Below are 9,144 nucleotides of genomic sequence, written 5' to 3' on the forward strand. Positions count from 1 at the left end.
GAGGACTGTCTCCCGTGGACTTCGAAAAGCAGTATTTTAAGCAGCTGTCAGGCGTCTAGGATATCGGGGGCTTGCCAGACTATATACACGGTTACCACAAAAAGAGTGTTGACGAGCAGAGGTATATTTACTAAATCAACACAGGAAGTATTAATGAAAGACATTTGTAGTATTAACGTGTATCAGGGTGTCGTTGAGAGAATGCTCGGTATAGGCGCCATAAAAATTGGCTCTGCTGCATCTGAGGATAAAGATATCCAGTTTTTTGGAGTGCCAGACGCACGAACAGTAAAAGACCTAATTTCAAGATACAGGAAATAGAAACGCTGGAGTGTAATTTCGGTTTTAAGAATTATTTAGATAGTATCGTGAAATGGATGTGGCCCGAAAATTGCCATCCACAATTGCTGACTGTTGTGAGTGATCTGGAAAGGCATAACAAGATGGTCAACGGGACGCCAACTACGCTCTGCTCCGTTGGCGCCCATTACCACTGGCGTTATGCAGGATGATGAACTGGTCAATTGCTAAAACGGGCTCTCTTCCGTTTCGTGTGGAACCCCTCGCCGGCTGACGCATTTTTAAGCCATACTCTCGTGCATCTTCTGGCCTCCAGCGACTACCTCTATGAATCCGGAACTGCTGTTCACACAAGCCTTGGGCCTGACACCGCCATGGGCTGTTGATGACATCGATTTTGACCCCAAAGCCCAACGCATCGATTTCCGGGTCTCCTGTGAGGCAAAGCAGTTACCGTGCCCCGGGTGCGGGCGAGCCGATCAGCCTGTTCACGACCGGAAGCCGCGTACCTGGCGGCACCTGGATTTCTTCCAGTTTGCAGCTTACGTCCATGCGGATGTGCCTCGGGTGCGCTGTAGCGGCTGCAAGAAGACCACTCAGGTGGACGTTCCCTGGGCTCGCCCGGGCAGCCGTTTCACCCTGCTATTCGAAGCCTTTGCCCTCACGTTGGCTAAGGCCATGCCGGTATCGACCACGGCAAGGCAGCTGAGGACTGATGACAGGGCCCTTTGGCGGGTACTGGACCACCATGTCACCCAGGCACAAGCTCGTGAAGACTACAGCACCGTGACCACCATCGGGGTCGATGAGACCGCCTGTCGGCGTGGCCATCACTACATCACGCTGGTGCATGACCTGGCCGAGCGCCGACTCATCTTTGCAACGCCCGGTCGTGACGCCCAGACTCTGAAAAGATTCTCTGAGGATCTTGCGAGCCATCAGGGCAAGGCTGATCAGGTCCGGCACGCCAGCATCGATATGTCCAAGGCCTACATCAGCGGCCTGGGTCAGCAGCTGCCCAACGCCGAAATCACCTTTGACCGGTTCCATATCATTCAGCTGGCAAATCAGGCTGTGGATGCCGTGCGCAAGTCTGAAGTACGCCACGATGCCCGCCTGAAGCGAACCAAATGGGCCTGGCTCACCGACATAGCCCGCTGGAGCAAAAAGCAGGATGAGGCCGTGTACGACCTGACCCGCTCCAACCTGAAGACCGCTCGCGCCTGGCGCATCAAGGAAACCCTGGGCGGCATCTTCCAGGCCAACCCCGGTCGTGAACAAGCCGACGCGTTACTGAAAGGTTGGTACTCCTGGGCCAGGCGTTGTCGGTTGGAGCCGATGAAACAACTCGCAGCCACCCTCAAGCGGCATTGGGCCGGTGTTCTGCAGGGTTTTGAAAGCGGCTTGAGCAATGGTTATGTCGAAGCCATGAACAGCCTGATCCAGGCAGCCAAGGCCCGGGCGCGCGGCTACGGCACGGCGAACCACTTCATTGCCATCTGCTTCCTGATCGCCGGCAAGCTCAAGCACCTGCCCCCGAACCCGTTTCAAGCGACATTACCGAAAATGATCGCAAGCTAATGTTCCACACAAAATGGAAGAGAGCCCTAAAAAGTTATCAGGTGTAGCGCTGACACTGATTGGTTTGGCGGTGGTGGTAGATATCATGATCGCAGTATTCATCGGACGTGGTGCAATAGCTGCCGAATCTGCTGGTTGCTACCTTACCGATGCAATGTTGGTTGGCTTTCACTGCCAGGGGTTTTGGGCATCAGGCATTGTATCGGCGTGGCTTAACCTACCAACATGGGGGATCTATGGGCTAATCTTTGCCCCCTACAGCTTCAAAGCGGCATTGCTAGCTGTTTTGGTGTGGTTGCCAGTAGCAGTTTTCATCGTGGCATCTCGCAAGGTGGCTCAGCATGCATAACAAGTCGCAGCAGTACGCGGCCGATGGCCGCCGGACGCCCTTTCCGTGGCTCCTTCGTCGCCACTCCAAGGTCGCCGCTGTGCTCAGCGTTATGCGTCAAGGCGACACAAATTGTCGTCTCTCTAGTGTAACCTAAGGAAAAAGGCCAGAAGGAAACGATATGTCGCATTTTGATCCAAATTTCGAAAGTTCCCGCTTGAGGATGCTTGCGCAGCAGCACCCAGAAATTGTGAAGGTAAAGGGACAGATCATTTTCAACGCTGAAGAGGATGAAGATCGCCTGAGCGGCACATCGTGGAAGCTTGAGGAAGATATATTCGACAAGATTACCGAATCAGGGCTTAAGATTCATATTATTGAGCTTATTGATAACTTCATTGAATATCGAGGGCAGCACAAAGAAACCCCTAGAAAAGAAGGAATTATTCACTTTGGTGATGGTCTTCTTGATATTGAGTGGTTGCCTAATGGGTCAATAAAACTTTAAAAATAACATAATAAATTATATAAAGTAATGGACAGGTGATGATTTGGGTATTTTCGAGAGTGATTTCGATACTAGTTTCGATGATCAGCTAGGTGATGTCGACGGAGTTAATAGATTGCCCTGGGTTGGGCTAAATTATAAAGATACGGATCAAAAAACTTTGGTTCTTGGTGAAAGTGTTTATGATTGGAACCCAAAGGATCCATCTAGTGCTGGGCGAATATCTGATTCAGACAATCTCAGGAAACTCCACAAAGCACATGCTTTTGATTTTAAGAGAAATTCAAAGTTTTTAAGAAACATAGAAAGGGCGATATATTCCAAGAAGACGCCAACAAATGAAGAAAAGAATGAATTTTGGAGCTCCGTAGTTTACCACAACCTTGTAAGTAGAGTGATTAAAACGAAAAAGCATAGACCAGAATATGACGATTATTATTTTGGATGGAAGACTTTCGATGAATTAACTTCAGTTTTTGATGTGGATCAAGTTATTGTTTATGGGTTGGAATCTGTAAAAATTAAGGCATTTAAAGATTATTTTAAAGATGCTGGTATTGCTCGTTTTCAGTCGAGTAATCTAGAAAAAGTTGGGCGATTTAAGCCTAAGAAATTTATTATTGAGAAAGATGGGAAAAATATAAGCATTCTTTTTATTCGTCACCCAAGTGCCTTTTTCAGCTGGAAAAAATGGTCATCTGTTATTCGGTCAGAAATTACAGTTCCGGGTCAAATCACATAACAAGTGCAGGCATGGCGACGCCTACTGCATTGCGCCTTCGGCTCCATTCCGCAGGCGCGCATGCTGCAAGCGTTAGGCATCTGGAGGGAAGAAGTGAAGATAACGAAGCAACAGTTCAAGGATGCGATGCTCAGCGATGGCATTCTTAAGAAAGGCAATCTTGAACTGCTTTCGTATATGTTTTTTGCCGACGAATGTGAGGCAACTGCTCCACAAATTACGAACGCACTTGGTTATGGCGATAAGGCTGCTCCAGCTAATGCCGCACTAGGGAACCTTGGTAAGCGCATAGCGAAACATTTGGCCTTAGAAATGCCAGAGCGAGATAAGAAGTCACCGGGCTGGTGGCAAGTTATCGCGACAGGTGAACATAAACCTCGCGGGTTTACATGGCGACTTCGACGCGAGCTTGCAGAAGCGTTGATTGAACTGGATTTGCTAATTGAACCAAGCTCATTCGATTATCCAGAACTTGCTCCAGCTTCGGTTTCGATAAGAGAAGGGGCTGTTACTAAGGTTCAAGTAAACGCATACGAAAGAAACCCTGTTGCTAGGAGTATTTGCATCGAACACTATGGGTGTTCGTGTGTTGTATGTGGTTTCGATTTTGAACAAAAGTACGGCGATATCGGCAAGGGCTTTATTCATGTGCACCATTTAAGGGAGCTGGCTTCTATAGGCACGGAATACCAGGTTGATCCATTGAAGGACTTAAGGCCAGTGTGTCCAAATTGCCATGCCATGCTACATCGAAGAAGACCCGCATTTTCCATAGAAGAGCTTCTGAAACAGTTGGTGGCAGATGCCTAACAAATCGCTGCAGGGGACGTTTGACCCGCCACCCATTTTTGCTGACGCAAAAATAGGCGTCGCCTCAAACGCCCCTGAGCTCAGGCGTTATGCAATATGGAGAAAATCGTGAAGAAAATTGTTTTCGTGCTGTCCCTGACTTTTGTTTTATCTGCCTGTACTGCAAGCAGCGTCAAGATGCACCCGGGGTCAGAAAATGTTCAGATTGGTACTGCTGCTCCTGAAGCGGGCTATTCGATGCTCGGCCCAATATCTGCAAAACACGGTGGTGGGTGTGGCCTCTATGGGGCTGAAGGCGATTTCGCCGGAGCAATGAATATACTTAGAAATAAAGCGGCCGAAATGGGCGCAGACTATGTTCAGATAATACGCCAGCAGGGAGAGCACATGTCTGGCCTGTGTTTAGATCGAGCGTACGATATTGATGGTCTGGCCTTTAAGAAATCACAGTAGCAAAAAAATGCATAACAATCGCAGGCACTGGGACAAAGTTTCCGCTGCGCTTCAACTTTGCCCGTGCTGCAGGCGTTAGCACCTCAGGTCCGACGACTGTCGTTCACGTCATCTGCAAGCCAAGCCTTGATCAGCGATTGGTATGGCATATCCCGCTTGTTGGCTTCGATTTTGATCCGATCAAGCAGCGTTTCCGGCAACCGGAGTGAGATGGTCTTGGTTGAGGGTTTCAGCTTCGGGAAAGATGCCGGCTTGGCCTGGCTCCAGTCCAGATAATCGGTAGAATCGTGGATTTCCCAGAATTCCCGTTCTTCTGCTTCAGTTTTGAACTCAGGCATCTTTTTTGGTTTGCTCATAAACGGCCCTCTCTTTTCGGTGCATGTCGCGAGCGGAAATCACCCGAATCAGTGTACCGTTCTGCCTTAGTGTGAACGTGATGTGGAATAATCTCTCATCATCAGTTTCACCAAGGGCATGAAAACGGACCTCGGTCTGGCTGTGTTTGGAGTCTTCCAGCACCAGAAGCGGCTCATTAAAGAAAATTTCTTCCGCTTCAGACTGGTTTACGCCATGTTTCTCCGCGTTCTTACGGGAGTTGCCTTCGTCCCAGTCAAAGCCAGTAACTTGTGCCCAATTGATCATGAACGTATATTATCAGCATATACGCAGGCGTCAACAAGTGCTAACCAATGCAGGCACAGCGACGCCCACTACATTGCGCCTTCGGCTCCATTGCGTAGGCGCGCATGCTGCAGGCGTTATGTTTGAGGAGTATGGATGAGTCCCACAGTATTCCGAGAAAAAGGATATCGTTTCTTTTTCTTCTCGCGAGAGGAGTCTCGCATGCATGTTCATGTAGTATCAGGTGATGGCGAGGCAAAATTCTGGCTTGAACCAGATATTGAGCTGTCCAAAAATTACGGATACAACCGGCAGCAACTGAAAGAAATCGAACTATTGGTGGAGGGTCACCGAGATGAGCTTGTCAGCGCTTGGAAACAGCACTTCGGCAGTTGAGGTGACGAACATTTCTGCGCATGGCGTGTGGCTTCTGGCGCACGACCGAGAGTTTTTCATGCCCTACAACAGTTTTCCCTGGTTTAAGGAGCAGCCGGTCAGCGCAATTGTGAACGTTGAGGAACAATCTCCAGGCCACTTCTATTGGCCCGACCTTGATGTCGACCTGACGGAAGAAATTATAGAGCATCCCGAGAGGTTCCCGAACGTCGCTCACAGAACATAACCATCGCAGGCACGGCGACGTCTTTTCCATTGCGGCTTCGCCTCCATTCCAAAGCCGCGCATGCTGCGGGCGTTAGGGTTTACCGCGCCCCAGCCAATAGCCAGGTTTTCGGGAGTGGTGAGCAACGGCAATGACTACAGCTTCTTCTAGCAGTTCAATGGCAACTATATCGTATGGGAAGCGCTCCAGAATCAGGCGCCTTGCACCGGTATCACCGGCTTCTTCGGGGAGAGGTGATAAGGGGATAAAGTTTTCTTCAATAACGTCGATGGCAGCATCAACAGCAGCAAAAAACTCGGCCCCGAGTCCAGCTTGCTCATATTCATACCATGCTGCTGCCTCTATAGCTTCCTGCGAGGCCTCTTCCAGTATCCTCACCGTTCGCACTGTTACTGGCCTAACCTCGCTCTCATCTTTGATCGAAATTCTTCACGGCTGAGCAGCGTGGCTTTTCCGCTTTTGACTTTGGATACGCGGCGAACAATTTCATCGTTCCAGGCCTGCTCGACCGAGTCGTCATGGGGGCCGTCCAGGCTCATTATTAACTCCCGAGCCAGTGCTGCGCGCTCCGACTCTGAGAGAGTCAAAATCTGGGAGCGTAGGTGGTCTAATGTTTCGGTAGCCATGATGCCTCCGCGAATGGCGATACGATTATGCTATCCCGATTCAAAGGCCCTAACAAGACCAGGCACGGCGACGCCTACTGCATTGCGGCTTTGCCTCCATTCCGTAGCCGCGCATACTGGCGGGCGTTAGCTAGTGAGCACAAAAAGCACACAACGTACTAAACTTTGACCCGTGAAACCTATCACATGGAACCCAGAGAAGAACAAGCTTCTCCAAGCAGAAAGGAGCATCTCTTTCGAGGATGTGGTTTTGCATATCTCGGTTGGAGGCATCTTGGATACGTTCGAGCATCCGAATCAGGAGCGATATCCGGGGCAACAAATTCATGTGATTGAAATTGAGGGGTATGCGTATTTGGTGCCCCTTGTGGAGTCAGAGGATGAGGTTTTTCTGAAAACGATCATCCCGAGCTGGAAAGCGACCAAAACCTATTTGGGAGGTCCAAAATGAGTAGGCTGGATAAAGAAGAGCAGGAAATTCTGGATGCATTCGATGCAGGAGAGCTGCAGAGGTCGCCAGAGAGTGAAGACAGGAAACTACGGCATCAACAATACTCCGAGGCCATGTTCAAGAAAGATGCCCGTATTAACATCAGACTATCCTCCAAGGATCTTAGGGGGCTCCAGAAGAAAGCCCTGGCAGAAGGCATCCCCTACCAAACACTTGTTGCTAGCATCCTCCATAAATATGTGGAAGGTCGCTTGCACGAGGATCGATAGCTAACCAGGCCATGCACCGGATGCCAAAACCTCCGCTTCGCTGCGGTTTTGCCACCGGTGATGGCGGGCGTCATGTTTCTTGACCGCACCTGTTAGCTGGTGCTATTAATGGTACCAAATCGTTGACCAGGTAATCACTATGCAGGTGAAATTTTCCGAGGATGTCATTCCTCTATCAGACCTGAAGATCAATCCTGGAAAGGTGGTTGGTCGAGCGCAGGATACGCATCGCCCCATCCTGCTCACCAGCCGTGGCCGCGGCATAGCTGTTGTTCAGGGGCTCGAGGATTATGAGAGAACCGCAGAGGAATTGCGGTTTGTAAAGGCGGTGGCGCAGGGGCTGATGGATGTTCGCGAGGGCAATACCGTATCGTTGGAGGAGGCCAGGAAATCGTTGGGTATCAAGTAAATGGAATTACTCATCGCACAGTCCGCTCTTGAGGACTTACAGGCTATTCAGGGGTATTACAAAGAGCAGGATGTGCCACATATCGGTGATGATTTCGTGGCTGCTATCCTGGAGCACTGTGAAATGCTTCAAATCCACCCGGATGCTGGCCGAGCTGTTCCTGAATTTAACATGGATCATATTCGCGAATTGATTCACGCACCGTTTCGAGTTGTCTATCTCAGGCAGGCTAAAGAGGTTGTGCTCATACGAGTCTGGCGGAGTGAGAGGCAGCTCGAATTGCCAGCACACGAAACATAACGCCTGCCTTGCACCGGATGCCAGAACCTCCGCTTCGCTCCGGCTTTGTCACCGGTGATGGCAGGCGTTATGTGATACGTTCGTTTTGACGTACGTACCTTTAGGCGTACACTTGGGTAAAAGTTAAACACGCAAGAGGTGCGTCATGACCGGAATCACAGCAACTGAGGCGCGCAGCAACCTTTATCGGTTGATTGACGAGACCGCCGAGTCCCACCAACCAATCGTCATCATGGGTAAGCGGAACAAAGCTGTTCTGGTTTCCGAGGAAGACTGGTCTGCTATTCAGGAAACACTTTACCTGCTCTCCGTACCAGGTATGCGGGAGTCTATTCGGGAAGGGATGGATACCCCCGTGGATGAATGCGATGAGGTGTTGGACTGGTGACATGGAAGTTGGTGTACACCAAGCAGGCCCAGAAAGATGCAAAAAAGTTGGCCTCCAGCGGCCTCAAACCAAAAGCCCAGGAACTTTTAGCGCTTATAGCGGAAGATCCATACCGCAAGCCGCCTCCGTTTGAGAAGCTCATTGGCGATCTTTCGGGGGGCTATTCGCGCCGAATTAATATTCAGCATCGCCTGGTCTACCAAGTACTGGAGAACGAGCAAGTGGTGAAAGTCCTCAGACTCTGGAGTCACTACGAATAATGCATAACCAGCCGCTGTTGCCGGACAATTTTCCCACCGCTTCGCGGCTCCAAAATTGCCACAAAGCTCCGCGTTAAATTCTTTGCCGCACCCTCTCAGGCTATGCTGTAATACATTGTAGTCGACAAACTCGAGGGTATAGTCATGAGCGTCACCACAGTTCGCCTTCAAGCAGAAGTTGAACAGCACCTGGAAGCAATCGCCAGCAGGCTGCATCGGAGCAAAGGCTGGGTAATTAACCAGGCATTGTCCGAATACATCGAAAAGCAGCAGCTTGAGCAAGAGCGTTGGAAACAAACCTTGGAGGCAATGGAGTCTGCGGCCCAAGGCAAGATTGTTGATGCCAGCGAGGTTCACGGCTGGCTTAATAGCTGGGGAGCCGAAAACGAGAAGGATGCACCTAGTGTCCCGTTTGGTTAATTCGCTGACCTACTGCGTGACGCTGGGGCCTCTGGCCAAGGCGCCAGTCCGAAGGT

Annotated in this window: 20 protein-coding genes; 16 read left to right on the plus strand and 4 right to left on the minus strand. The window is 50.2% G+C overall.

Features of this window, described 5'->3' with window-relative positions:
* The 7 genes from MLC59_RS18860 to MLC59_RS18890 all read left to right on the plus strand — a co-directional run.
* A partial coding sequence (locus MLC59_RS18860; protein WP_248237151.1) for a PH domain-containing protein occupies positions 1–321 on the plus strand: 321 nt, incomplete at its 5' end.
* 306 nt (positions 322–627) lie between these two features.
* Entirely contained in the window at positions 628–1,881 is a 1,254-nt protein-coding gene (locus MLC59_RS18865; RefSeq protein ID WP_248237152.1) for an ISL3 family transposase, read from the plus strand.
* Between the two features lie 13 nt (positions 1,882–1,894).
* Complete coding sequence (locus tag MLC59_RS18870) at positions 1,895–2,230, plus strand: hypothetical protein (protein WP_248237153.1); 336 nt, start codon at positions 1,895–1,897, stop codon at positions 2,228–2,230.
* 160 nt (positions 2,231–2,390) lie between these two features.
* Positions 2,391–2,717: a hypothetical protein gene (locus MLC59_RS18875; RefSeq protein WP_248237154.1), complete on the plus strand. Its 327-nt coding sequence runs from the start codon at positions 2,391–2,393 to the stop codon at positions 2,715–2,717.
* A 43-nt stretch (positions 2,718–2,760) separates the two neighbouring features.
* A complete protein-coding gene (locus MLC59_RS18880; RefSeq protein ID WP_248237155.1) occupies positions 2,761–3,459 on the plus strand; it encodes a hypothetical protein in 699 nt (232 codons plus the stop codon).
* Between the two features lie 60 nt (positions 3,460–3,519).
* Complete coding sequence (locus MLC59_RS18885) at positions 3,520–4,269, plus strand: HNH endonuclease (RefSeq protein ID WP_248237156.1); 750 nt, start codon at positions 3,520–3,522, stop codon at positions 4,267–4,269.
* Between the two features lie 96 nt (positions 4,270–4,365).
* Positions 4,366–4,722 (plus strand): DUF4156 domain-containing protein, encoded by a 357-nt coding sequence (locus MLC59_RS18890; RefSeq protein WP_248237157.1) that lies wholly within the window; start codon positions 4,366–4,368, stop codon positions 4,720–4,722.
* An 83-nt stretch (positions 4,723–4,805) separates the two neighbouring features.
* Here MLC59_RS18890 and MLC59_RS18895 read toward each other — a convergent pair whose 3' ends face one another.
* Positions 4,806–5,078, minus strand: a complete 273-nt coding sequence (locus MLC59_RS18895; RefSeq protein ID WP_248237158.1) for a BrnA antitoxin family protein — start codon at positions 5,076–5,078, stop codon at positions 4,806–4,808.
* Positions 5,053–5,364 carry a BrnT family toxin gene (locus tag MLC59_RS18900; RefSeq protein WP_248237159.1) on the minus strand — a complete coding sequence of 104 codons (312 nt, stop codon included), beginning with the start codon at positions 5,362–5,364 and terminating at the stop codon, positions 5,053–5,055. The genes MLC59_RS18895 and MLC59_RS18900 overlap by 26 nt, the downstream gene beginning before the upstream one ends.
* 135 nt (positions 5,365–5,499) lie before the next feature.
* Here MLC59_RS18900 and MLC59_RS18905 point away from each other — a divergent pair, with 135 nt between their 5' ends.
* Both MLC59_RS18905 and MLC59_RS18910 read left to right on the plus strand, forming a co-directional pair.
* The gene (locus MLC59_RS18905) at positions 5,500–5,739 is read left to right on the plus strand and encodes a DUF4160 domain-containing protein (RefSeq protein WP_248237160.1); all 240 of its coding nucleotides are present in this window, start codon (positions 5,500–5,502) and stop codon (positions 5,737–5,739) included.
* Positions 5,699–5,965 (plus strand): DUF2442 domain-containing protein, encoded by a 267-nt coding sequence (locus MLC59_RS18910; RefSeq protein WP_248237161.1) that lies wholly within the window; start codon positions 5,699–5,701, stop codon positions 5,963–5,965. Before MLC59_RS18905 ends, MLC59_RS18910 begins: the two co-directional genes overlap by 41 nt.
* A gap of 72 nt (positions 5,966–6,037) precedes the next feature.
* Here the strand turns inward: MLC59_RS18910 and MLC59_RS18915 are convergent, their stop codons facing one another.
* Both MLC59_RS18915 and MLC59_RS19990 read right to left on the minus strand, forming a co-directional pair.
* Positions 6,038–6,343, minus strand: coding sequence for a hypothetical protein (locus tag MLC59_RS18915; RefSeq protein ID WP_248237162.1), 306 nt, complete (start codon positions 6,341–6,343; stop codon positions 6,038–6,040).
* An 11-nt stretch (positions 6,344–6,354) separates the two neighbouring features.
* Positions 6,355–6,591, minus strand: coding sequence for an addiction module protein (locus MLC59_RS19990; RefSeq protein ID WP_282451101.1), 237 nt, complete (start codon positions 6,589–6,591; stop codon positions 6,355–6,357).
* Positions 6,592–6,865: 274 nt separating this feature from the next.
* Between MLC59_RS19990 and MLC59_RS18925 the strand changes: the two genes are divergently transcribed.
* From MLC59_RS18925 to MLC59_RS18955, 7 genes are all read left to right on the plus strand, one after another.
* Entirely contained in the window at positions 6,866–7,042 is a 177-nt protein-coding gene (locus tag MLC59_RS18925) for a hypothetical protein (protein ID WP_248237164.1), read from the plus strand.
* Positions 7,039–7,311, plus strand: coding sequence for a hypothetical protein (locus tag MLC59_RS18930; RefSeq protein ID WP_248237165.1), 273 nt, complete (start codon positions 7,039–7,041; stop codon positions 7,309–7,311). The genes MLC59_RS18925 and MLC59_RS18930 overlap by 4 nt, the downstream gene beginning before the upstream one ends.
* Before the next feature lie 139 nt (positions 7,312–7,450).
* Positions 7,451–7,720 (plus strand): type II toxin-antitoxin system Phd/YefM family antitoxin, encoded by a 270-nt coding sequence (locus MLC59_RS18935; protein ID WP_248237166.1) that lies wholly within the window; start codon positions 7,451–7,453, stop codon positions 7,718–7,720.
* Positions 7,721–8,020: a type II toxin-antitoxin system RelE/ParE family toxin gene (locus MLC59_RS18940; protein ID WP_248237167.1), complete on the plus strand. Its 300-nt coding sequence runs from the start codon at positions 7,721–7,723 to the stop codon at positions 8,018–8,020.
* A 145-nt stretch (positions 8,021–8,165) separates the two neighbouring features.
* Positions 8,166–8,408: a type II toxin-antitoxin system Phd/YefM family antitoxin gene (locus MLC59_RS18945; RefSeq protein WP_248237168.1), complete on the plus strand. Its 243-nt coding sequence runs from the start codon at positions 8,166–8,168 to the stop codon at positions 8,406–8,408.
* Positions 8,405–8,668 carry a Txe/YoeB family addiction module toxin gene (locus MLC59_RS18950; protein ID WP_248237169.1) on the plus strand — a complete coding sequence of 88 codons (264 nt, stop codon included), beginning with the start codon at positions 8,405–8,407 and terminating at the stop codon, positions 8,666–8,668. The genes MLC59_RS18945 and MLC59_RS18950 overlap by 4 nt, the downstream gene beginning before the upstream one ends.
* Positions 8,669–8,812: 144 nt before the next feature.
* A complete protein-coding gene (locus tag MLC59_RS18955; protein WP_248237170.1) occupies positions 8,813–9,088 on the plus strand; it encodes a CopG family ribbon-helix-helix protein in 276 nt (91 codons plus the stop codon).
* Positions 9,089–9,144: the final 56 nt, after the last annotated feature.

It is taken from the genome of Marinobacter bryozoorum, assembly GCF_023156245.1.
Taxonomy (GTDB): domain Bacteria; phylum Pseudomonadota; class Gammaproteobacteria; order Pseudomonadales; family Oleiphilaceae; genus Marinobacter; species Marinobacter bryozoorum.

What these genes read in the sequence shown, in the direction of transcription:
- MLC59_RS18865 (WP_248237152.1), top strand. Translation starts at nt 628, where the DNA reads ATGAATCCGGAACTGCTGTTCACACAAGCCTTGGGCCTGACACCGCCA.
- MLC59_RS18870 (WP_248237153.1), top strand. Translation starts at nt 1,895, where the DNA reads ATGGAAGAGAGCCCTAAAAAGTTATCAGGTGTAGCGCTGACACTGATT.
- MLC59_RS18875 (WP_248237154.1), top strand. Translation starts at nt 2,391, where the DNA reads ATGTCGCATTTTGATCCAAATTTCGAAAGTTCCCGCTTGAGGATGCTT.
- MLC59_RS18885 (WP_248237156.1), top strand. Translation starts at nt 3,520, where the DNA reads ATGCTGCAAGCGTTAGGCATCTGGAGGGAAGAAGTGAAGATAACGAAG.
- MLC59_RS18890 (WP_248237157.1), top strand. Translation starts at nt 4,366, where the DNA reads ATGGAGAAAATCGTGAAGAAAATTGTTTTCGTGCTGTCCCTGACTTTT.
- MLC59_RS18895 (WP_248237158.1), bottom strand. Translation starts at nt 5,078, where the DNA reads ATGAGCAAACCAAAAAAGATGCCTGAGTTCAAAACTGAAGCAGAAGAA.
- MLC59_RS18900 (WP_248237159.1), bottom strand. Translation starts at nt 5,364, where the DNA reads ATGATCAATTGGGCACAAGTTACTGGCTTTGACTGGGACGAAGGCAAC.
- MLC59_RS18905 (WP_248237160.1), top strand. Translation starts at nt 5,500, where the DNA reads ATGAGTCCCACAGTATTCCGAGAAAAAGGATATCGTTTCTTTTTCTTC.
- MLC59_RS18910 (WP_248237161.1), top strand. Translation starts at nt 5,699, where the DNA reads ATGAGCTTGTCAGCGCTTGGAAACAGCACTTCGGCAGTTGAGGTGACG.
- MLC59_RS19990 (WP_282451101.1), bottom strand. Translation starts at nt 6,591, where the DNA reads ATGGCTACCGAAACATTAGACCACCTACGCTCCCAGATTTTGACTCTC.
- MLC59_RS18930 (WP_248237165.1), top strand. Translation starts at nt 7,039, where the DNA reads ATGAGTAGGCTGGATAAAGAAGAGCAGGAAATTCTGGATGCATTCGAT.
- MLC59_RS18935 (WP_248237166.1), top strand. Translation starts at nt 7,451, where the DNA reads ATGCAGGTGAAATTTTCCGAGGATGTCATTCCTCTATCAGACCTGAAG.
- MLC59_RS18940 (WP_248237167.1), top strand. Translation starts at nt 7,721, where the DNA reads ATGGAATTACTCATCGCACAGTCCGCTCTTGAGGACTTACAGGCTATT.
- MLC59_RS18945 (WP_248237168.1), top strand. Translation starts at nt 8,166, where the DNA reads ATGACCGGAATCACAGCAACTGAGGCGCGCAGCAACCTTTATCGGTTG.
- MLC59_RS18955 (WP_248237170.1), top strand. Translation starts at nt 8,813, where the DNA reads ATGAGCGTCACCACAGTTCGCCTTCAAGCAGAAGTTGAACAGCACCTG.